This is a genomic window from Hydrogenophaga pseudoflava NBRC 102511 (genome assembly GCF_001592285.1).
GTDB classification, from domain to species: domain Bacteria; phylum Pseudomonadota; class Gammaproteobacteria; order Burkholderiales; family Burkholderiaceae_C; genus Hydrogenophaga; species Hydrogenophaga pseudoflava.
Window position 1 is genome coordinate 363,867 of record NZ_BCWQ01000001.1, and the last position, 21,309, is coordinate 385,175.

Below are 21,309 nucleotides of genomic sequence, written 5' to 3' on the forward strand. Positions count from 1 at the left end.
AATGTGGGTCAGGCGGTGGCGGCTTCGCTGCGGGCCAGCACCGCCAGCGTGTTCTGCGCGGCGGCCACGCCCATGTTCACATAGGCGTCGCTGGTCACGCCACCGATGTGCGGGCTGAGGATGAAACCGGGCTGGCCGTGGAAGATGTGCGGCACGGTCATGGGCTCGACGGCGAAGCTGTCCAGCCCGGCCATGCGCACCTGGCCCGACTGCACGGCCGCCAGCAGGGCGGGCTCGTCGATCAGGCCGCCGCGCGCGGTGTTCACCACGATCACGCCCGGCTTGCAGCGCGCCAGCGTCTGCGCGTTGATCAGGCCCTTGTTCTCGGGCGTCAGCGGGCAGTGCAGCGAGATCGCGTCCGACTCGCGCCAGATCGTCTCCAGGTCCACTGCGCTCACGTAATCGGGCAGGTTCTTCGCGAACGGGTCGAAGCCGATCACGCGCAGGCCCATGGCGTCGGCCATCTTCGCAAAGCGCAGGCCGATGGCGCCCAGGCCGACCAGGCCGACCGTGCGGCCGCCCAGCTCCAGGCTCTTGTGCGTGGCCTTGTCCCAGTGGCCGTCGTGCATGCGCTGGTTCAGCTGCACCACCGACTTGGCGCAGGCCAGCAGCAGGGCCAGGGCCTGCTCGGCCACGGCCGCGGCGTTGGCGCCTACGGCGGCTGTCACGGCGATGCCGCGCTGGGCGGCGGCCGCCTTGTCGATGGTGTCGGTGCCGCTGCCGTGCTTGGAGACCACGCGCAGCGCGGGCGCCGCGTCCATGGTCTCGGCATTCACGCCGCTGTAGCGCACGATGATGCCGACCGGGTTGTGCGCGCGCGCCAGCGCCACGATGTCGGCCTGTGTCGGCGTCTTCCCGGCAAAGACCACTTCATGGTCTGCGAGCAGGGCCAAGGCCTGCGGCGCGAGGTCGGCGGCGGTGATGAGGATGACGGGTTTGCCGCTCACAACGTCTCTCCTTGCTTGAGCACACCGGCCGCGACCAGCGAAGCCGTCAGCCACGAGGCCGAGGTGTTGCCTTCCTTGATCTGGGCGATGCGCTTGGCTTCGGCCTGCACCTTGTGCTCGGCCAGCGGCAGCAGGCCGGGCAGCACCTCGCGCTCGACCACCACCACGCCGTCGCCGTCGCCGATGACGAAGTCGCCCGGATGCACCGTCACGCCGCCGATGCTGATGGGGTGACCGATGCGGCCGCCGTTGTTCTTGGTCGGGCCGTTGGGGTTGGTGCCGACCGAGAAGACCGGGTAGTCCATCTCGTCGATCTCCAGGCTGTCGCGCACCGCGCCGTCCACCACCACGCCGGCCAGTCCGAGCTGGCGGCAGGCGGTCATCATGATCGTGCCCATCAGGGCCGAGGTCTGGTCGCCCTTGCCATCGATCACCAGCACGTCGCCGGGTTTGGCCAGCGCGATGGCGGCGTGGATCATGAGGTTGTCCCCGGGGCGCACCTCGACGGTGAAGGCCGGGCCGGCCACCTTCATGCGCGGGCGCAGCGCCTGGATGCGCCCGTGCAGCGCGCCGCGGCGGCCGTTGATGTCGGAGAAGATGGCCGGCTGGAACCGGGCGGCCTGCGCCACCAGATCGGGCGCGACGCGCGGGAAGTCTTTGACGATGTCGGGCTGGGACATGGGGAACTCTCGGTCGTGAAGGGGAGGGAATCAGTCCAGAGTCGCGCCCGAGGCCTTGACGATGGGGGCCCAGCGCGCAAGGTCGCTCCTGATCAGGCTGCCGAAGGCTTCGGGCGTGCCGCCGAGCACGTCGGCGCCCTGGTCGCTCAGCTTCTTCTTCACGTCGGCCGACTGCAGGGCCTTGTTGATCTCGGCGTTGAGCACGGCGACGATGTCCTTGGGTGTGCCCGCCGGTGCGACGAAGCCGAACCAGGTGACGGCTTCGAAATCCTTCACGCCCGACTCGGCGATGGTGGGCACCTGGGGCAGGTCGTCCACGCGCTTGAGCGAGGTCACCGCGATCGGGCGCATCTTGCCGGTCTTGATCTGGCCGATCAGTGTGGGCACGGAGGACAGGTACAGCTCCACACGGCCGCTGACCACGTCGGTGGCTGCCTGGGCAGCGCCCTTGTAGGGCACGTGGGTGAAGTCGACGCCGGCCGACTTCTGGAACAGCACGCTGGCCAGGTGCGCCACGGTGCCGTTGCCCGAGAAGGCCATGTTCAGCGAACCCGGCTTGGCCTTGGACGCGGCCACCACCTCGGTCAGCGACTTGAAGGGCGAGGACTCGCCCACGACCATCACCAGCGGCGCATTGGCGACTAGGCCGACGGGGGTCAGGTCCTTGACCGAGTCGTACGGCATCTTGCTGTAGAGCGTCGGGTTGATCGCCAGGTTGCTGGTCTGGCCCAGCGCGATGGTGTAGCCGTCGGCCGGCGACTTGGCCACCACGTCGATGCCGATGTTGCCGCCGGTGCCCGGGCGGTTCTCGATCACGAAGTTCCAGCCCTTGGTGGTCTGGATCTTGGTGGTCACCTCGCGGGCGATCAGGTCGGTGCCGCCACCGGCCGGGAAGGGCACGATGACCTTGATGGGCTTGGCGGGGTAGGCCTGGGCGAAGGCGGCACCGGTGGCCAGCAGCAGGCTGGCGGCGGCGAGGGCGTGGCGGCGGGAAAGGTTCATGTCTTGTCTCCGGATGTCGGTGGATGGTGGTGGCCGCAGCGCTGGGTTGCGGCTGGGGCGGACTGTACGGACGTGTTTCGTTCAATACAATGCTGTTTCAATAGTTGAAACACGGGCCAAAGCATGAAACCCTCCCGAAAGACCGCCGAGGCGCCCGAGACGGCCGACGCCGAGAGCAGCACCGGCAGCGTGACCGCCGTCACCCGGGCGCTGCGCGTGCTGGAGTGTTTCGGCATGGACGACCCCCAGCTCACGCTGGCCGAGATGAGCCGGCGCACCGGCATGCACAAGACCACCACGCTGCGGCTGGCGCGCACCCTGGCGGCCGAGAACTACCTGGTGCAGAAGGAGGACGGCAGCTGGCGCCTGGGCCGCGCGGCGGGCTGGCTGGGCGCGTGTTATCAGGCGGTGTTCGACGTGCACGAGGTGGTGGAGCCAGTGCTGCGCGCGCTGACGGTGCAGACCGGCGAGAGCGCCTCGTTCTACGTGCGCGAAGGCCAGCAGCGCCAGTGCCTGGCGCGGGTGGACGGGCCGCAGACCATCCGCCACCACGTGCGCGTGGGCATCGGCCTGCCGCTGAACCTGGGGGCGCCGGGGCGCGTGATCCTGGCGTTTTCGGGCGAGCCGGGCGAGCCCTACGAGTCGATCCGTCGCCGGGGCTTCCACCTGTCCATGGGCGAGCGCGAGCCGGAGGTGTCCAGCGTGTCGGCGCCGGTGTTCGGGCTGCACTGGCGGCTGCTGGGCTCGGTCTGCATCTCGGGGCCGACGGCGCGCCTGCCGGAGGCGCGGCTGATGGAGCTGGCGCAGACGGTGATGACCGCGGCCAACGAACTGTCGTATGCGATCGCCGGCACACGGCGGCCGTCGCCTGCCGGGGGTGCCGCGGCGACCTGGCACCCATGACCCGGCCCGGTCGGAATGTCGTGAAATTAACTGTCTGGTACAGAGCAAACCGGCATAGCTGAAAGTCGCACCTGCTGCTTTTCAATAGGTGGCAAAGCGCGCACAGTGCAGCCGTTCTTCCGGGCTCCGGAAGCAGCCGACTGAGTTTCACCCTTTCCCCTGGACTTCGCTTTCATGAACATGCTTCGCCGCGGCGCGCTGATCGCGCTGGCTTCCCTCGGTTTCTCCGGTCTGGCCCAGGCCCAGACCGTCACCCTTCGCCTGCACCAGTTCCTGCCGCCGCAGGCGGTGATCCCCGCCAAGGCGATCATTCCCTGGGCCCGCAAGATCGAGGCCGAGTCCGGCGGCCGCATCAAGATCCAGGACTTCCACGCCATGCAGATGGGTGGTTCGCCGCCCCAGCTGTTCGACCAGGCGCGCGACGGCGTGGCCGACATCACCTGGACGGTGCTGGGCTACACGCCGGGCCGCTTCAACAAGTCCGAGGTGTTCGAGCTGCCGTTCATGTGCACCGGCGGCCCGGAGAAGTGTTCGCGCGCCTTCCACGAGTACGTGGAGAAGAACGCAGCCGACGAGTTCAAGTCGGTCAAGCTGCTGGCCGCCCACACCCACGGCCCTGGCCTGTTCCACACCAAGCAGCCGGTGACAGGGCTGGAAAGCCTGCGCGGCATGAAGATCCGCGGTGGCTCGCGCATCATCAACAACATGCTGGTCAAGCTCGGAGCCACACCCGTGGGCATGCCGGTGCCGGCGGTGACCGAAGCCCTGTCCAAGGGCGTGATCGACGGCACCACCGTGCCGTGGGAAGTCGCGCCGTCGATCAAGATCACCGAACTGGTCAAGAACCACACCAGCTTCGCCGGCAAGGACGGGCTGTTCACGCAGACCTTCGCATTCGTGATGAACCGCGCGGCCTACGACAAGCTGCCGGCCGACCTGAAAAAGGTGATCGACAACAACTCGGGCATCGAACTGGCGGCGTCATTCGGTCGCGCCATGGACGAGGGCGACAAGGCCGGACTGGCGCTGGCGCAGAAGGCCCGCAACAACCTGGTGGCGCTCGACGTGGCCGAGACCCAGCGCTGGCGCCGCACCGCGTCGGTGGTCGAGTCCGACTGGGTGACGGAAATGAAGGGCAAGGGCATTGATGGCGCCAAGCTGGCGTCCGAGGCCCGCGCCCTGGTGGCGAAGCACAACAAATAACAGCCTGAGGTCAGGGTCTTCGATTTCTTAATTAGAAATCAGTTTACCCATGTGAAATCATGAGATAGAGTCTCGCGCGCCCCCCGGAGGGCGCGCGCAGACCGTGTGAGAGACAATGAGCGCCCCGTGACGCTCAAGACAACAAAGGACCTGAGGATGATTTCGTTCATTTACCGCCTGGCCAACTGGACGGCCATCGTCGGCGGGATCGTGCTGGTGGCGCTGACGCTGATGGTGGTGGCCAGCGTGGCCGGTCGCGCCATGATCGGACTGGGTCTGGGGCCCGTGCCCGGCGACTTCGAACTGGTCGAGGTCGGCGTGGGCATTGCCATCTTCTACTTCCTGCCCTGGTGCTACCTGCGCGGCGGGCATGCCACGGTGGACCTGCTCTACATGCACATGCCCGCCTGGTTCAAGAAGGGCGTGGACCTGTTCAGCGATGTGGCCATGCTGCTGGTCTGGCTGGTGCTGACCTGGAAGCTCTGGGAAGGCATGCTGGAGAAGAAGGAATACCTGGAGACCACCTTCATCCTGCAGATGCCCATCTGGTGGGCCTATGCCTTCTGCCTGGTGGGTGCGGTGATCGGCTGCATCTGCTACGTCGCCAAGACCCTCACCCGTCTGGGCCTGGCGTCCGAGCCCAAGGGCTGGACCGTCGAAGCCAACGTCAGCCACTGAGACCGAGAGCCCGAGCATCATGAGCAACATCCAACTGGCCCTCTGGTCCTTCCCCTTCCTGCTGCTGCTGATCTTTGTGCGCGTGCCGATCGGCCTGTCCATGCTGCTGTGCGGCCTGGGCGGCTCCTGGGTCATCTACGGCAACGCCGACCCGATCCTCAACCAGCTCAAGCAGGTCACGTTCACCACCTTCTCCAACTACAACCTCTCGGTCATCCCGCTGTTCCTGCTGATGGGGCAGTTCGCGGCGCTGGGCGGGCTCTCCCGCGCGCTGTTCAAGGCGGCCGAGGCCTGGATCGGCCACCGCAAGGGCGGTGTGGCGATGGCGGCCGTGGGTGCCTGTGCCGGCTTCGGCGCCATCTGCGGTTCCTCGCTGGCCACCGCGGCCACCATGGGACAGGTGGCCCTGCCCGAACTCAAGCGCGCCGGCTACGCCGGTGGCATCTCCACCGCCTGCCTGGCGGCTGGCGGCACGCTGGGCATCCTGATCCCGCCGTCGGTGGTGCTGGTGATCTACGCCATCCTGACCGAGCAGAACATCGCCAAGCTGTTCCTGGCCGCCTTCGTGCCCGGCATCCTGGCGGCCATCGGCTACATGATCACCATCGCCATCTACGCGCGCCTCAAGCCGCAGGAGATGGGCACCATGGCGCCCATGCCCATGAAGGACCGCATCGCCGCCACCGTGGCCACCTGGCCCGTGATCGCGATCTTCCTGGTGGTGGTCGGTGGCATCTACACCGGCATCTTCACGCCCACCGAGGGCGCGGCCATCGGGGCCTTCTGCACCGGCATCGCGGCCTGGGCCAGCGGCGGTCTCAACCGCAAGACCCTGCTGGACTCGGTGCTGGGCACCGCGGTCGCCACCGGCATGATTTTCATGATCGTGCTGGGCGCCGGCCTCTACAACACCTTCCTGGCGCTGTCGCAGCTGCCGCAGGAAGCCGCCGGTGCGGTGGCCGGCTGGGGGCTGAGCCCGATCCTGGTGCTGATCGCCATCCTGGTGCTGTATGTGATCCTGGGCTGCTTCATGGACTCGCTGTCCATGATCCTGCTGACCATCCCGGTGTTCTTCCCCATCATCATGGCGCTGGACTTCGGCCTGCCGCCCGAAGAGCTGGCCATCTGGTTCGGCATCCTGGTGCTGATCGTGGTGGAGGTGGGGTTGATCACGCCACCGGTGGGCATGAACCTGTTTGTCATCAACTCGATGGCCAAGGACACGCCGATCACCCACACCTACCGCGCCATCCTGCCTTTTGTCACCAGCGACTTCGTGCGCACCGCCATCCTGGTGGCGTTCCCGTCGATCACGCTGTTCGTGCTGCGCCTGTGATCCTGTGCACCGGCTATCGAGACCTTGAATAGCTGAATGGGCCCGCGAGCGATTGCGGGCCTTTTTTCTGCTGGATACATTGACTTTCGTTCCCGACCACACCACCACAAGGAGACTTCCATGAGCTGTTCCGTTTCTCCGCTGCGCCGCGGCCTGCTGGCATCGGCCCTGGCGCTGTCCGCGCTGGGCATCGCTTCCACCGCACAGGCGCAAACCTTCCCGAGCAAGCCGCTGCGCATCGTGGTGCCGTTCGCCGCGGGCGGTGCGGGCGACCTCACGGCCCGCATCGTGGGCGCCGAGCTGAGCACCTCGCTGGGCCAGCCGGTGACGATCGAGAACCGGCCCGGTGCCGGGGGCGTGGTGGCTGCCGACACGGTGGCGCGCGCCGAGCCCGACGGCCACACGATGTTCCTGATGTCCAACGGCACCGCCGTCACGGCCAGCCTGTTCAAGAGCCTGCCCTACGACACGCTCAAGGACCTGGCGCCGGTCTCGACCCTGGGCACCTTCGACCTGGTGGTGGTGGTGCCGGCCGAGTCGCCGTTCAAGACCCTGGGCGAACTGGTCGCGTTCGCCAAGGCCAACCCCAACAAGCTCAACATCGGCAGCATCAACATCGGCAGCACGCAGAACCTGGCGGCCGAGCTGTTCAAGTCCAGCGCCGGCATCGACGCGCAGGTCGTGCCGTTCAAGGCCACGCCGGAACTGGTCGGCGCGCTGCGCGGCAAGCAGGTGGACGTGGGCGTGGAGATCCTCGGGCCCACGCTGACCCAGATCAAGGCCGGTGCCTTCCGCGCCCTGGCCGTCACCGGCAAGAAGCGTTCGAGCATCCTGCCCGATGTGCCGACCGCGGTGGAGCAGGGCGTCAAGGACTTCCAGGCCTCGTCCTGGAACGCGCTGGCCGTGCCAGGCAAGACGCCGCGCCCGGTGATCGACCGGCTGAACAAGGACATTGCCGTCGCGCTGGCCAAGCCCGAGGTGAAGAAGAAGCTGGCCGACCTGAACATCGACGCCGATGCCAGCACCCCCGATGAGGCAGCGCAGCTGCTCGTTTCGGACATCAAGCGCTGGGGCGCCGTCATCGAGAAGGCCGGTATCCCCAAACAGTAAGAAGGACACGGTATGAGCGACGTGCGCATCGGCCTGATCGGCTACGGCGAGGTGGGCCGTGCCTTCACGGCCGGCCTCAAGGACCAGGCCGCCTGGACCGGTGCCTGGGACCTGAAGTTCTCGGACCCGGCGCTGCGCGAGGAGCCGCTGGCGCATGCGGCGGCGGCCGGCGTCGTTGCCTGCGACAGCGCCGCTGCGCTGTGCGCCCAGGCCACGCTGCTGATCTCGGCGGTGACGGCGAGCAACACGCTCGCGGTGGCCGAAGCGGTGGCGCCGCACGTCCGGCCGGGCAGTGTGTTCCTGGACCTCAACTCGGCCTCGCCCGGTACCAAGCAGAAGGCCGCGGCGCTGATCGATGCGGCCGGCGCGCACTATGTCGAGGCCGGGGTCATGACCTCGGTGCCGCCCTACGGCATCCGCGTGCCCATGCTGCTCGGCGGCGCGCACGCCGCGCGCCTGCAGCCGGTGCTGGCGGCGCTGGGCATGGACGCCCAGGTCGCCAGCGAACAGCTGGGCATCGCATCGGCCACCAAGATGTGCCGCAGCGTGATGATCAAGGGGCTGGAAGCGCTGGTGATCGAGAGCTACGCCACCGCGCGGCACTATGGTGTCGAGGACGCGATGATCGCCACGCTGCAGGAAACCTTTCCCGGCATCGACTGGACCAGGCAGGGCGCCTACTTCTTCAGCCGCGTGGCCCAGCACGGCAAGCGCCGCGCCGAGGAGATGCGCGAGGTGGCAAACACCGTGCGCGAGGCCGGCTTCGAGCCCTTCATGGCGTCGGCGATTGCGCTCAAGCACGACTGGATGGCGGCGCAGGCGCGCGCGGGGCACTTCGCGGGCCTGGGCCCCAATCCGCCGTGGAAGGACTACGCGGACCAACTGCTCGCCCACCGTCCCGCCGCGAACGATCCGCTGTCCTGATCGCCAGGACTGCCTCCCATGCTCGACATCCTGGCCATCACCGGCCCGATTTTCCTCTGCATCGCCCTGGGCTATCTGACCACCCGCGGTGGCCTGTTCGACCGCGGCGACATGCGCGTGTTCGGCAAGTTCCTCATCAACCTCGCGCTGCCGGCGCTGCTGTTCAACGCGCTGTCGCAGCGCAGCGTGGGCGAGATCTTCAACGGCCCTTACCTGGCGGCCTATGCGCTGGGCGGCCTGATCATGCTGGCCGGCACCGTGCTCTGGTACCGCAAGGTGGCGCATGAAGGCATGGCCCGCTCGGCCATCATGGCCATGGGCATGACCTGCCCCAACAGCGGCTATGTCGGTTACCCGGTGATGCTGCTCACGCTGGGCGCGCCGGTGGCCGGTGTCGCGCTGGCGCTGAACATGGTGGTGGAGAACCTGCTGATCATCCCCATCCTGCTGGCGCTGGCCGACATGGAACGGCACGAGGCCGGCCACTGGCGACAGCTGGTGATGCAGACGCTGCAGGGGCTGGCGCGCAACCCGCTGATCATCGCCATCGTGGCGGGCTTCCTGGTGTCGGCGCTCGGCATTCCCATGCCGTCGCCGGTCTCGCGCACCGTCACGCTGTTCGCGCAGGCCAGCAGTGCGCTCTCGCTGTTCGTGATCGGCGGCAGCCTGGTGGGCCTGAAGCTGCAGGGCCTGCGCGCGGCGGTGGCGCAGATTGGCGTGGGCAAACTGGTGCTGCACCCGCTGTGCCTGCTGGCGGTGATGACCTGGCTGGTGCCGATCGGCGATCCGCAGCTGAAGGTGGCGCTGCTGCTGACCGGCGCCCTGCCGACGATGGGCATCTACGCCATCCTGGCCCAGCGCCACGGCCACGAGGGCCTGGCCTCGGCGGCGCTGCTGGTGGGCACACTGGCCTCGTTCTTCACGCTAAGCGGCCTGCTCTGGCTGCTGCGCCACAGCGCTGGCTGGCTGGGCTGACCAACCACCTGTTCAGAGTCCCAACTCGGCGCGCACCTGGGTGATGAGGTCCAGCGTCGCGCGCTGCGTCAGCGTGGCCGGGCGCTGCGAACTGGTGGCCAGGCTCACGCGGGTGCGCAGCCGCGGTTCGGTCGGTCGCATGCGGTAGGCCGAAGGCCGGATCGAAGAAATCACGGCCTGGCGCGAAAGCAGGGCCGCGCCCGCGCCATCGGCCACCAGGTCGAGGATGGCCGAGACGCCGTCGATCTCCAGCGCCACAGTGGGCCGCAGGCCGATGGCGGCCATCTCGGCCTCCACATGCATGCGCAGCGCGTTGGGCCGGCTCGGAATCACCAGCGGCAGCGCGGCCACTTCGGCCAGCGGCACGGGTGGTGGTGGCGGTTCTTCCGCCAGGCCAGGCGGGCGCGGCTGCACCAGCAGCAGCTCTTCCTCCATCAGCGGCGTGATCTCGATGTCGGGCGCCGGCGCGGCGTTGTAGAGCACGGCGATGTCCAGCCGGCCGGTGTGCAGCCATTCCTGCATGGTGGCCGACAGACCCTCGCTGATCGAGAGGCTGGCCTCGGGCAGCTGGGCCCGGAAGGCGCGCGTCAGAGGCACCGTCATCACGCGCGCCAGGCTGGGAGGCAGGCCGATGGCCACGCGCCCGGCCAGCGCACCGCGCACCCGGCCCAGCTCTTCGCGCGCGCGCTCCACCTGGTGCAGGATGCCGCGGCCGTGCTCCAGCAGCAGCTTGCCGGCGTCGGTGGGCGTGGCTCCGCGGCCGTTGCGGATCAGCAGGTTCTGACGGAGTTCGACCTCCAGCAGGCGCACCTGGCGAGAGAGGGCGGGCTGGGCCACGTCCAGCGCCAGTGCGGCCTTGGTGAAGCTGCCCAGCTCGGCGACGCGCACGAAATATTCGAGTTGTTTGAGGTCCATCTCTGATCTGGAATAACGCTGCTCAAGATATGCATTTTCGCTCTATCTGGTAGCGGGGCGCGGTGCTGGTTGACCATGGGCCGTCCGCCCAGAATGTCGGCTGAACCACAAGGAGACCCGCGCATGAGCCTGCAGAAGCCCCTCATCATCGATTGCCACGGCCACTACACCACGGCCCCCAAGGCGCTGGAGAACTGGCGCAACCAGCAGATCGCCGGCATCAAGGACCCGGCCGCGATGCCCAAGGTCAGTGACCTCAAGATCAGCGACGACGAGCTGCGCGAGTCCATCGAGACCAACCAGCTCAAGCTCATGAAAGAGCGCGGCTCGGACATCACCATCTTCAGCCCGCGCGCCAGCTTCATGGCCCACCACATCGGCGACTTCAATGTGTCGTCCACCTGGGCCGCGATCTGCAACGAGCTCTGCTACCGCGTCAGCCAGCTGTTCCCCGACCACTTCGTGCCGGCCGCCATGCTGCCGCAGTCGCCGGGTGTGGACCCCGCGACCTGCATCCCCGAACTGGTCAAGTGCGTGGAGCAGTACGGCAACGTCGGCCTGAACCTCAACCCCGATCCGTCGGGTGGCCACTGGACCAGCCCGCCGCTGACCGACAAGTCGTGGTACCCCATCTACGAGAAGATGGTCGAGTACGACATCCCGGCGATGATCCACGTCTCCACCTCCTGCAACGCCTGCTTCCACACCACGGGCGCGCACTACCTGAACGCCGACACCACGGCCTTCATGCAGCTGATCCAGGGCGACCTGTTCAAGGACTTCCCGACGCTGAAATTCATCGTCCCGCACGGCGGTGGTGCGGTGCCTTACCACTGGGGCCGCTTCCGTGGCCTGGCGCAGGAGATGAAGAAGCCCCTGCTCAAGGACCACCTGCTGAACAACGTGTTCTTCGACACCTGCGTCTACCACCAGCCGGGCATCGACCTGCTGACCAAGGTGATCCCTGTGGGCAACATCCTGTTCGCCTCCGAAATGATTGGCGCGGTGCGTGGCATCGACCCCGAGACCGGCAACTACTACGACGACACCAAGCGCTACGTGCAGGCCACCGGCAACCTGAGCGATGAGCAGCGCTACCAGGTCTACGAAGGCAACGCGCGCCGCGTGTTCCCGCGCCTGGACGCCCGCCTGAAGGCGCAAGGCAAGTAATCCATCACAGAACCCGAGGAGAAAAGAACATGTACGAACTGGGCGTTGTCTACCGCAACATCAACCGCGCCGACCGCGCAGCCGCCGACGGCCTGGCCGCGCTGGGCTCGGCCACGGTGCACGAAGCCATGGGCCGCGTCGGCCTGCTCAAGCCCTACATGCGGCCGATCCAGACCGGCGTGCAGGTCAGCGGCACGGCCGTGACCGTGCTGCTGCACCCCGGCGACAACTGGATGCTGCACGTGGCGGCCGAACAGATCCAGCCGGGCGACATCGTGGTCGCGGCCATCACGGCCGAGTGCACCGACGGCTACTTCGGCGACCTGCTGGCCACCAGCTTCCAGGCACGTGGCGCCCGCGCGCTCGTCATCGACGCCGGCGTGCGCGACGTGAAGACGCTCAACGAGATGAACTTCCCGGTCTGGAGCAAGTGCATCTCCAGCAAGGGCTGCATCAAGGAAACCATCGGCTCGGTGAACATCCCCGTGGTCTGCGCCGGCATGCTGGTGACCCCGGGCGACGTGATCGTGGCCGACGACGACGGCGTGGTCTGCGTGCCCGCGGCCCGCGCGGTCGAGACCCTGGCCGCCGCGCAGAAGCGTGAGAGCTTCGAGGGCGAGAAGCGCGCCAAGCTGGCCAGCGGTGTGCTGGGCCTGGACATGTACAAGATGCGCGAACCGCTGGCCGCCAAGGGCCTCAAATACATCGACTGAGGACACAGCATGAGCAAACCCACTTCCGGTGACTTCACGAAAACCGCCGGCTGGCTCGACTGGTACACCGGTCCGTCCAGGCCGACCTTCCAGCTGCCCGCGGGCGCGGTGGACGCGCACTGCCACGTGTTCGGCCCTGGCGCCGAGTTCCCCTACGCGCCCGAGCGCAAGTACACGCCCTGCGACGCCAGCAAGCATCAGCTGTACGCGCTGCGCGACCACCTGGGCTTTGCGCGCAACGTGATCGTGCAGGCCACCTGCCACGGTGCCGACAACCGCGCCATGGTGGACGCCTGCCTGTCCAGCGGCGGCAAGGCGCGCGGTGTGGCCACGGTCAAGCGCTCGGTGACGGACGAAGAGCTGCAGCAGTTGCACGCCGCCGGCGTGCGCGGTGTGCGTTTCAACTTCGTCAAGCGCCTGGTCGACTTCACGCCCAAGGACGAGCTGCTGGAAATCGCCGGACGCATCAACAAGCTGGGCTGGCACGTGGTCATCTACTTCGAGGCGGTGGACCTGCCCGAGCTGTGGGACTTCTTCACCGCGCTGCCGACCACGGTGGTGGTGGACCACATGGGCCGTCCCGACGTGAGCAAGCCCATCGACGGCCCCGAGTTCGAACTGTTCCTGAAGTTCATGCGCGAACATCAGAACGTGTGGAGCAAGGTCAGCTGCCCCGAGCGCCTGTCGGTCACCGGACCCAAGGCCTTGAAAGGTGAGCAGGCCGCCTACCAGGACGTGGTGCCGTTTGCGCGCAAGGTGGTCGAGGAGTTCCCCGACCGCGTGCTCTGGGGCACCGACTGGCCGCACCCGAACCTGAAGGACCACATGCCCGACGACGGTCTGCTGGTGGACTTCATCCCGCACATCGCGCCGACCGCAGAACTGCAGCGCAAGCTGCTGGTGGACAACCCGATGCGCCTGTACTGGCCCGAAGAAGTCAAGTAAGAGGAGACATCCATGGCACTCGACAAACCCTACAAGGACGTGCCCGGCACGATCATCTTCGACGCCGAACAATCGCGCAAAGGCTACTGGCTCAACCAATTCTGCATGAGCCTGATGAAGGCCGAGAACCGCGAGAAATTCAAGGCCGACGAGCGCGCCTACCTCGACCAGTGGCCGATGACCGAAGAGCAGAAGCAGGCCGTGCTGGCGCGCGACCTCAACTGGTGCATGCGCACGGGCGGCAACATCTACTTCCTCGCCAAGATCGGTGCCACCGACGGCAAGAGCTTCCAGCAGATGGCAGGCTCCATGACCGGCATGACCGAAGAGGAATACCGCGCCATGATGCTGGCCGGCGGCCGCTCGGCAGAGGGCAACCGCTACCTCGGCGAGGACGGCGACGCACAACCCCACCGGCAACCCCAGGGTGCGGCCGGCAAGAACAAAGGAGCCTGAGCATGGCCAAGATCACCGCATCCGTCTTCACCTCGCACGTGCCCGCCATCGGCGCGGCCATGGACCTGGGCAAGACCCAGGAGGACTACTGGAAGCCGCTGTTCAAGGGGTACGAGTACTCCAAGCAGTGGATGAAGGACAACAAGCCCGACGTCATCTTTCTGGTCTACAACGACCACGCCACGGCCTTCAGCCTGGAGATGATCCCCACCTTCGCCATCGGCACCGCGGCCGAGTTCCAGCCGGCCGACGAAGGCTGGGGCCCGCGCCCCGTGCCCAAGGTCATCGGCCACCCGGACCTGGCCTCGCACATCGCGCAGAGCGTGATCCAGCAGGACTTCGACCTCACCATCGTCAACAAGATGGACGTGGACCACGGCCTGACCGTGCCGCTGTCGCTGATGTGCGGCGAGCTCGACCCGAAGAAGGACGCCTGGCCCTGCCCGGTGATCCCGTTCGCGGTCAACGTGGTGCAGTACCCGGTGCCCTCGGGCAAGCGCTGCTTCATGCTGGGCCAGGCCATCCGCAAGGCGGTGGAGAGCTACGACGACAACCTGAACGTGCACATCTGGGGCACGGGCGGCATGAGCCACCAGCTGCAGGGCGCGCGCGCCGGCCTGATCAACCGCGAGTGGGACAACAACTGGCTCGACCTGATGATCAACGACCCGGTGGCCTGCGCCAACGTGCCGCACATCGACTACGTGCGCGAGGCAGGCAGCGAAGGCATCGAGCTGGTGATGTGGCTGATCGCCCGCGGCGCCATGTCCGATGTGGTCGACGGCAAGGTCGTCGGCCCGGCGCCCACTGTGAAGCACCGCTTCTACCATGTGCCCGCGTCCAACACGGCCGTCGGTCACGCGATTCTTGAGAATGCATAACCCGAGGAACACACCATGACCATCAAAGTCGCACTCGCCGGCGCCGGCGCATTCGGCATCAAGCACCTGGACGGCATCAAGAACATCGACGGTGTCGAAGTCGTGTCGCTGATCAGCCGCGACCTGGAGAAGACCAAGGCAGTCGCCGACCAGTACGGCATCAAGCACATCACCACCAGGCTCGAAGACAGCCTGGCACTCAAGGAAGTCGACGCCGTCATCCTCTGCACGCCCACGCAGATGCACGCCGAGCAGACCCTGGCCTGCCTGAAGGCCGGCAAGCACGTGCAGGTGGAAATTCCGCTGGCCGACAGCCTCAAGGGCGCCGAAGAGGTGGTGGCTCTGCAGAAGCAGACCGGGCTGGTGGCCATGTGCGGCCACACCCGCCGCTTCAACCCCAGCCACCAGTACGTGCACAACAAGATCCAGGCCGGCGAATTCAACATCCAGCAGATGGATGTGCAGACCTACTTCTTCCGCCGCACCAACATGAACGCCGCCGGCCAGCCGCGCAGCTGGACCGACCACCTGCTGTGGCACCACGCCGCCCACACCGTGGACCTGTTCGCCTACCAGTGCAACAGCCCCATCGTGCAGGCCAACGCCATCCAGGGCCCGATCCACCCGGTGCTGGGCATCGCCATGGACATGAGCATCCAGCTCAAGGCTGCCAACGGTGCGATCTGCACGCTGAGCCTCTCGTTCAACAACGACGGCCCGCTGGGCACCTTCTTCCGCTACATCGGCGACACGGCGACCTACATCGCGCGCTACGACGACCTGTTCACCGGCAAGGAAGAAAAGATCGACGTGTCCCAGGTGGCGGTGTCCATGAACGGCATCGAGCTGCAGGACCGCGAGTTCTTCGCCGCGATCAAGGAAGGCCGCGAGCCCAACTCCAGCGTGGCCAAGGTGTTCAACTGCTACCAGGTGCTGCACCAGCTGGAGCAACAGCTGAACGGCTGAGCCGCCTCACGCAAGCTTTCGCATCGACGGCTCCATCCTCGCGGCTGGGGCCGTTTCCATTTCAGGAGTTCTTCACATGCAACAACGCCAACTCGGCCCTTTCCAGGTCTCCGCCATCGGCCTGGGCTGCATGAACATCTGCCACGCTTACGGCGCACCGGTCAACGAACAGCAGGCCGAACGCGTGCTGCTGGCTGCGCTGGACGCGGGTGTCACGCACTTCGACACCGCGGCGCTCTACGGCTTCGGCGCCAGCGAGACGCTGGTGGGCAAATACCTGTCCAAGCACCGCTCAAAGTTCACCCTGGCCAGCAAGTGCGGCATGCAGGGCGTACCCAACGAACAGGGCGTGAAGGTGCGCGTGATCGACGGTCGCCCCGAAACCATCAAGGCCACCTGCGAAGACGCGCTGCGCCGCCTGCAGACCGACGTGATCGACCTCTACTACCTGCACCGCTGGGACAAGAAGGTACCGATCGAAGACAGTGTGGGCGCGCTGGCCGACCTGGTGCGCGAGGGCAAGATCCGCTCCATCGGCCTCTCCGAAGTCTCTGCGCCGACGCTGCGCAAGGCGCACGCGGTGCACCCCATCGCGGCGCTGCAGACCGAGTATTCGCTGTGGTCGCGCAACCCCGAGATCGCGGTGCTCCAGGCCTGCCGCGAACTGGGCGTGAGCTTCGTCGCCTTCAGCCCGGTGGCGCGCGGCTTCCTGTGCGGCCCGATGGACGTGAACGCCTTCGACGCCAAGGACATCCGCCGCAGCATGCCGCGCTTCTCGCCCGAGAACTACGCGAAGAACCAGGCCCTGCTGCCGGCCTACAGCGCCATCGCAGCCGAGGCCGGCTGCACGCCGTCGCAGCTGGCGATTGCCTGGCTGCTGCAACAGGGTGACGACATCCTGCCCATCCCCGGCACCACGAGCGTGGACCACCTGATGGACGACATCGGCGCGGCTGATGTAACGCTGTCGGCCGACGTGATCGCTCGGCTGAACGCACTGATCAACCAGCACACCGTGCACGGCGACCGCTACAACGCACAGGCCAACAGCGAGGTGGATACCGAGGTGTTCTGACCCCCGGGACACTCACCGCGCCTTCAGAAACTCTCCCACCTCCAGCAGGATCAGCTCGTTGTCGTCGGCCTTGTTCGGCTCGCGGCTGCTGGAGAACGGCAGGTTGTTGTCGTTGCCGACCACGATGTGAGTCGCGTCGACGATCTCCACGTTCTCGATGGTGAAGAAGGGGAAGCTCAGCTTGCCGTCCACCAGTGGCTTGCGGGCCAGCTTGTTCGGATCGGCGATGTTGAGCAGGTCGATGTGGCCGATCTTGCGCAGCGGGCCGCCCGCGTTGGCATCGCTCAGCTCCACCTTCACCACGCGCTTGAACTTCGGCAGGTCGTGGAAGCAGTCGCTGCGCTTTTCGGCTTCGGGGCAGGCCTTGTCGGGTGTGCCTTCGCCGTTGTCGCGCTCGATGATCAGGCCTTCGGTGGGGCTGATCATGTTGAAGTCGCCGATGGCGTGGTGGTTGGCCTCCAGCACGTACTTCCAGTGGCGGCCGGTCCACTGCTCGGCCTTCACGTCGAACTCCAGCACGCGCAGGAACTGCTTGCCGTCCAGCGTCTCTGGCGCCTTGGTGGCTTCGTCCCACAGCGCGCCTTCGAGCAGGGCGTAGAGCTTGCTGCCGTCGGGCGAGGACGCCAGGCCTTCATAGCCCTTGGAGCGGCGCGACTGGAACTTCAGTTCACCATTCGGCGCACCTGGGGTGACCATCGAAGGATGGTCGGGCGAGACGATGGTCTTGCCGTCCACCTTCGTGTCGATGACGGCCCGTACCCGGCCCTTCATGTCGGCCTTGATGAGGTACGGGCCAAACTCGTCGCCGATCCAGAAGTGCCCGCCAGCGATCTGGAAGCCTTCGGTGTCGAAATCGGAGCCGGTGAGGTAGCGCTGCTTCGTGCCTTCGTGGACGATGCGGAACGGCACCTTCTTGTCGGGGTCGTGCAGGAACACGGTCTGCAGGCGCTTGAACTGGCCGCTCCTGAAGTCCACCGCGTAGCGGTTGAGGAACAGCGCGAAGTCGGGCGAGTTGGCCTTGGCGCCGGCGCCGTTGTCGGTCAGCAGCCAGAAGCTGCCGTCGGCCAGGCGCTTGATGCCCGAGTGGCCCTGGATGGGCTGCCCCTTGAACGGCAGCGACACGCCGGTGGGGCGGCCGGCGGACTTGCCTTCGACCGAGCCGATCGCCTCGACGCGCTGGCCGGTGGTGAACTTGCCGCTGACCTGCAGGTCGGCCGGCGCGTCTTTCGGCGCGGCGATGAAGGTCTTCGCGGGCAGCACGGCGTGGCCCGCGAGGGTGGCGGGGTAGGCGGTCTGGGCCTGCGCGCTGTAGGCGCTGAATGCCAGGGCGACGGAGGCGCTCAGGCCGAGTGGTGTGAATCGCATGGACGGGTCTCGGTTGGTGGAACCCCGGTAGCGTGCCCGCCGGCTGTGACGCCTCAATGAACGCTCCTTGAAAACGCCGTGACGGCGCGCTGAAACAAACCGAAAAAAAGCGAGACCGCGCCGACACCCGCCGGGGTAGGGCGGCCGGCACCATGGCGCTCATGTTCAACACGTTCCCTCGAAGGAGCACCGCCATGAAACCCTGGATCAAGCGCACCCTCATCGGCCTCACGGCCACCACCGTCGTGCTCGGCGGTCTCACCGCCTGCGGCACGCGCGGCGACCACGCCCGCGGCTGGAGCGACGAGCGCGTCACCGAGGTGCGCGGCAAGGCGATCGAGAAGATCAGCAGCAAGCTCAACCTGAACGCCGAACAGAAGACCAAGCTGGGCGTACTGGCCGACGAGATGATCGCCTCGCGCAAGGCCTTCCGCGGCGAGTCCGCCAACCCGCGCGCCGACATGGCGGCGCTGATCGCCGGTGACAAGTTCGACCGCAGCAAGGCGCAGCAGCTGCTGGACCAGAAGCTGCAGGCCGCCCAGGGCAACGGCCCGAAGATGCTCGCCGCCTTCGGCGACTTCTACGACAGCCTCAACCCCGAGCAGCAGAAGCAGGTGCGCGAGAGGCTGGAGCGCCGTGGCCATGGGTGGTGGGGCCGTGGCTGACGCCATCCACGCGATCGCCCGGCAGGTCCGCCCGCACACGGCGACCCTGCTGGCCGACGCCGACGATCCGCACGCCGAGCTGCTGACCCTGTTCTGGGGCCCGCAGTTCGACCGCGAACACGCGCTCGCCCTGTGGGCGCGCTTCTCGCAACGCCAGCCGGTCGAGGCGGTGCCGATGCTGCCAGCGTTGCTGTCGGTGGGGGAGCGTTTCGATGCGCTCGAACGCACCGAAAAAGACCGGCTGCGCCGGCTGATCGTCCGCCACCGTGCCCTGTCAGAATGAGCCGATGAACCGCATCCTGCTGATCGACGACGACGAAAACCTCGGACCGCCGCTGGCCACCTACTTCCAGCGCTTCGAGATCCAGCTGGTCCATGCGACCCGGCCCAGCGCCGGGCTGGCCCAGCTGCGCAGCGGCGGATTCGACGCCGCCATCCTGGATGTGATGCTGCCCGAGATGGACGGTTTCGAGCTGTGCCGCACCATCCGCAAAGACAGCGACATCCCGATCATCATGCTGACCGCGCGAGGCGAGGTGATGGACCGCATCGTCGGTCTGGAGATCGGCGCCGACGACTACCTGCCCAAGCCCTTCGAGCCGCGCGAGCTGGTGGCGCGCATCCAGACCGTGCTGCGCCGGCTCAAGCCCAACGGCAACGGCCACGCCGCGGTGCTCAGCGCCGCGCCGACGCTGAAGTTCGAAGGCCTGGAGATCGACACCGCGCGCCGCAGCGTGCTGCGCCAGGGCGAGGCCATCGAACTGACCGGCACCGAGTACGAGCTGCTGGCCATGCTGGCGCGCGAACCGGGCCGGGTGTTCAGCCGCGACGACATCCTCAACCAGCTGCGCGGCCACGAGGCCGATCTCTACACGCGCGCGGTGGACATCGTGGTCAGCCGCCTGCGCAGGAAGCTGGAGCCGTTGGACTGCATCAAGACCCTGCGCAACGCCGGCTACTCGCTGGCGCTGCGGCGGGAGGCCGAGTGAGCCCGGCCCGCATCTCGGCCTGGAAACGGGCCAAGCACCGCGTCGCGCATTCGATCAAGCTGCGCATGGTGCTGCTGTTCCTGCTGCTCGCGGCGGCGATGACCTTCGTGTTTTTCACGGGTGCGCAGAGGGCGTTCTCCATGGGCTGGCGCGAGGCCGCACGCCCGCTGCTCATGGACTACGTCGACCAGCTGACCCGGGAGTGCACCGCCGGCGGCCCCACGCCCAGCGTCGAGCGCGCGCGGGCCATCATCGGGCGCCTGCCGCTGACGGTCACCATCACCGGCCCGCAGATCAACTGGTCGTCCCACCCCGACCAGCCGCCGCCCGACTGGCTGAGGGACAAGCCCGGAGCAGGGACCTCCTGGCGCCGCGACGACGCGGACAGCGGACCCGACTGGCAGGGCATCCTGCAGCGCACCACCGCCGACGGGCATGTGCTCACCTTCGGTATCAACGGCCAGGCCTTCGAGCGCAAGCCGCGCATGATCGGCGTCGCACTGGCGGCACTGCTGGTGCTCACCCTGCTGGCCTGGATGTATGTGCGGCATCTGCTCAAGCCGCTGGACGCGATCGGCGAAGGCGCGCGCCGCTTTGGCAAGGGCGACTTCAGCCAGCCGATTCCAGAGCGCTGCATCCACGGCCCCGACGAGCTGGGCGAGCTCGCGACCACCATCAACACCATGGGTCAGGACATCCACCAGATGCTCGAAGCCAAGCGCGCGCTGCTGCTGGCGATCAGCCACGAGCTGCGCAGCCCGCTGACCCGGGCGCGCCTCAACGCCGAGCTGCTGCCCGAAACCGCGGACGTGAACCCGCAGCGGGACGCCCTGATGCGCGACCTGCAGGAAATGGCCTCGTTGATCAGCGACCTGCTGGAAAGCGAGCGGCTGGCCGGCAACCACACGGCGCTGCAGCGAGCCCCCACCGACCTGCCCGCGCTGGCCCGGCAGGTGATCGACGAACTCCGGGCGCGGCACCCCGCCGCGGCGAAGGTGACGGTGCATGCGCCCGGGAACATGCCCGCCGCGTCGGTGGACGCCTCGCGCGTGCGCCTGCTGCTGCGCAACCTGGTGGACAACGCGCTGCGCCACGGCGCCGACGCCGCCCAGCCGCCGTCGGTGACGCTGTCGTCGGACGCGGGGACCGTCACCCTGGAGGTGCGCGACCACGGGCCGGGCGTGCCCGAGGAACAGCTGGCCCACCTCGCACAGGCCTTCTACCGCCCGGACAGCGCGCGCACCCGTGCGGCTGGCGGGGTCGGGCTGGGTCTCTATCTGTGCCGACTGGTGGCGCAGGCCCATGGCGGCAGCTTCGCGGTGCGCAATGCGCAGCCGGGGCTGGCGGTCACGGTCACGCTGCCGCCGGCTTGACGCGGGTCATCGCCAGGGCGTCGCGCTTGTGCGATGCT

General features: G+C 67.4%; 23 protein-coding genes. 18 read left to right on the forward strand and 5 right to left on the reverse strand.

Annotation, left to right across the window (positions count from 1 at the left end; all coding sequences use genetic code 11):
• Positions 1–8: 8 nt before the first annotated feature.
• The 3 genes from HPS01S_RS01790 to HPS01S_RS01800 are packed head-to-tail and all read right to left on the reverse strand — an operon-like array spanning position 9 to position 2,629.
• Positions 9–947 (reverse strand): NAD(P)-dependent oxidoreductase, encoded by a 939-nt coding sequence (locus tag HPS01S_RS01790; RefSeq protein ID WP_066150330.1) that lies wholly within the window; start codon positions 945–947, stop codon positions 9–11.
• Positions 944–1,627 carry an RraA family protein gene (locus tag HPS01S_RS01795; protein ID WP_066150332.1) on the reverse strand — a complete coding sequence of 228 codons (684 nt, stop codon included), beginning with the start codon at positions 1,625–1,627 and terminating at the stop codon, positions 944–946. The genes HPS01S_RS01790 and HPS01S_RS01795 overlap by 4 nt, the downstream gene beginning before the upstream one ends.
• Before the next feature lie 30 nt (positions 1,628–1,657).
• Positions 1,658–2,629, reverse strand: coding sequence for a Bug family tripartite tricarboxylate transporter substrate binding protein (locus HPS01S_RS01800; RefSeq protein WP_066150335.1), 972 nt, complete (start codon positions 2,627–2,629; stop codon positions 1,658–1,660).
• Between the two features lie 123 nt (positions 2,630–2,752).
• On the opposite strand from HPS01S_RS01800, the gene HPS01S_RS01805 reads away from it, so the two are divergent.
• The 7 genes from HPS01S_RS01805 (at position 2,753) to HPS01S_RS01835 (ending at position 9,758) form a co-directional block, all read left to right on the forward strand.
• The gene (locus HPS01S_RS01805; RefSeq protein ID WP_066150339.1) at positions 2,753–3,532 is read left to right on the forward strand and encodes an IclR family transcriptional regulator; all 780 of its coding nucleotides are present in this window, start codon (positions 2,753–2,755) and stop codon (positions 3,530–3,532) included.
• 174 nt (positions 3,533–3,706) lie between these two features.
• Positions 3,707–4,735 (forward strand): TRAP transporter substrate-binding protein, encoded by a 1,029-nt coding sequence (locus HPS01S_RS01810; protein WP_066150342.1) that lies wholly within the window; start codon positions 3,707–3,709, stop codon positions 4,733–4,735.
• A gap of 156 nt (positions 4,736–4,891) precedes the next feature.
• Entirely contained in the window at positions 4,892–5,413 is a 522-nt protein-coding gene (locus HPS01S_RS01815; protein ID WP_066150345.1) for a TRAP transporter small permease, read from the forward strand.
• Between the two features lie 19 nt (positions 5,414–5,432).
• Positions 5,433–6,749: a TRAP transporter large permease gene (locus tag HPS01S_RS01820; RefSeq protein WP_066150348.1), complete on the forward strand. Its 1,317-nt coding sequence runs from the start codon at positions 5,433–5,435 to the stop codon at positions 6,747–6,749.
• A gap of 120 nt (positions 6,750–6,869) precedes the next feature.
• Positions 6,870–7,859 carry a Bug family tripartite tricarboxylate transporter substrate binding protein gene (locus tag HPS01S_RS01825; RefSeq protein ID WP_066150351.1) on the forward strand — a complete coding sequence of 330 codons (990 nt, stop codon included), beginning with the start codon at positions 6,870–6,872 and terminating at the stop codon, positions 7,857–7,859.
• 12 nt (positions 7,860–7,871) lie between these two features.
• Positions 7,872–8,783 carry an NAD(P)-dependent oxidoreductase gene (locus HPS01S_RS01830; RefSeq protein WP_066150354.1) on the forward strand — a complete coding sequence of 304 codons (912 nt, stop codon included), beginning with the start codon at positions 7,872–7,874 and terminating at the stop codon, positions 8,781–8,783.
• A gap of 18 nt (positions 8,784–8,801) precedes the next feature.
• Positions 8,802–9,758 (forward strand): AEC family transporter, encoded by a 957-nt coding sequence (locus HPS01S_RS01835; RefSeq protein ID WP_066150357.1) that lies wholly within the window; start codon positions 8,802–8,804, stop codon positions 9,756–9,758.
• A 12-nt stretch (positions 9,759–9,770) separates the two neighbouring features.
• Here the strand turns inward: HPS01S_RS01835 and HPS01S_RS01840 are convergent, their stop codons facing one another.
• Positions 9,771–10,673: a LysR substrate-binding domain-containing protein gene (locus HPS01S_RS01840; RefSeq protein WP_066150360.1), complete on the reverse strand. Its 903-nt coding sequence runs from the start codon at positions 10,671–10,673 to the stop codon at positions 9,771–9,773.
• Positions 10,674–10,796: 123 nt separating this feature from the next.
• Here HPS01S_RS01840 and HPS01S_RS01845 point away from each other — a divergent pair, with 123 nt between their 5' ends.
• The 7 genes from HPS01S_RS01845 to HPS01S_RS01875 all read left to right on the forward strand — a co-directional run bounded on the left by HPS01S_RS01845 (position 10,797) and on the right by HPS01S_RS01875 (position 16,879).
• Positions 10,797–11,843 carry an amidohydrolase family protein gene (locus HPS01S_RS01845; protein WP_066150362.1) on the forward strand — a complete coding sequence of 349 codons (1,047 nt, stop codon included), beginning with the start codon at positions 10,797–10,799 and terminating at the stop codon, positions 11,841–11,843.
• 29 nt (positions 11,844–11,872) lie between these two features.
• A complete protein-coding gene (ligK, locus tag HPS01S_RS01850; RefSeq protein ID WP_066150365.1) occupies positions 11,873–12,556 on the forward strand; it encodes a 4-carboxy-4-hydroxy-2-oxoadipate aldolase/oxaloacetate decarboxylase in 684 nt (227 codons plus the stop codon).
• A 9-nt stretch (positions 12,557–12,565) separates the two neighbouring features.
• Positions 12,566–13,501: an amidohydrolase family protein gene (locus HPS01S_RS01855; RefSeq protein ID WP_066150367.1), complete on the forward strand. Its 936-nt coding sequence runs from the start codon at positions 12,566–12,568 to the stop codon at positions 13,499–13,501.
• Positions 13,502–13,513: 12 nt separating this feature from the next.
• Complete coding sequence (ligA, locus tag HPS01S_RS01860) at positions 13,514–13,957, forward strand: protocatechuate 4,5-dioxygenase subunit alpha (RefSeq protein ID WP_066150370.1); 444 nt, start codon at positions 13,514–13,516, stop codon at positions 13,955–13,957.
• Positions 13,958–13,959: 2 nt separating this feature from the next.
• Positions 13,960–14,838, forward strand: coding sequence for a class III extradiol dioxygenase subunit beta (locus HPS01S_RS01865; protein WP_066150372.1), 879 nt, complete (start codon positions 13,960–13,962; stop codon positions 14,836–14,838).
• Between the two features lie 15 nt (positions 14,839–14,853).
• Positions 14,854–15,804: a Gfo/Idh/MocA family oxidoreductase gene (locus tag HPS01S_RS01870; RefSeq protein WP_066150375.1), complete on the forward strand. Its 951-nt coding sequence runs from the start codon at positions 14,854–14,856 to the stop codon at positions 15,802–15,804.
• Between the two features lie 76 nt (positions 15,805–15,880).
• Entirely contained in the window at positions 15,881–16,879 is a 999-nt protein-coding gene (locus HPS01S_RS01875) for an aldo/keto reductase (RefSeq protein WP_066150377.1), read from the forward strand.
• Positions 16,880–16,891: 12 nt separating this feature from the next.
• Here the strand turns inward: HPS01S_RS01875 and HPS01S_RS01880 are convergent, their stop codons facing one another.
• Positions 16,892–18,244, reverse strand: a complete 1,353-nt coding sequence (locus tag HPS01S_RS01880; RefSeq protein WP_066150380.1) for an esterase-like activity of phytase family protein — start codon at positions 18,242–18,244, stop codon at positions 16,892–16,894.
• A gap of 194 nt (positions 18,245–18,438) precedes the next feature.
• On the opposite strand from HPS01S_RS01880, the gene HPS01S_RS01885 reads away from it, so the two are divergent.
• From HPS01S_RS01885 to HPS01S_RS01900, 4 genes are read left to right on the forward strand one after another with little or no spacing between them, the layout of a single operon-like run.
• Positions 18,439–18,909 (forward strand): Spy/CpxP family protein refolding chaperone, encoded by a 471-nt coding sequence (locus tag HPS01S_RS01885; protein ID WP_066150383.1) that lies wholly within the window; start codon positions 18,439–18,441, stop codon positions 18,907–18,909.
• Positions 18,902–19,192, forward strand: coding sequence for a hypothetical protein (locus HPS01S_RS01890; protein ID WP_241559589.1), 291 nt, complete (start codon positions 18,902–18,904; stop codon positions 19,190–19,192). The genes HPS01S_RS01885 and HPS01S_RS01890 overlap by 8 nt, the downstream gene beginning before the upstream one ends.
• A gap of 4 nt (positions 19,193–19,196) precedes the next feature.
• A complete protein-coding gene (locus HPS01S_RS01895) occupies positions 19,197–19,898 on the forward strand; it encodes a response regulator transcription factor (RefSeq protein WP_066150388.1) in 702 nt (233 codons plus the stop codon).
• Positions 19,895–21,271, forward strand: a complete 1,377-nt coding sequence (locus HPS01S_RS01900) for a HAMP domain-containing sensor histidine kinase (protein ID WP_066150390.1) — start codon at positions 19,895–19,897, stop codon at positions 21,269–21,271. The genes HPS01S_RS01895 and HPS01S_RS01900 overlap by 4 nt, the downstream gene beginning before the upstream one ends.
• Positions 21,272–21,309: the final 38 nt, after the last annotated feature.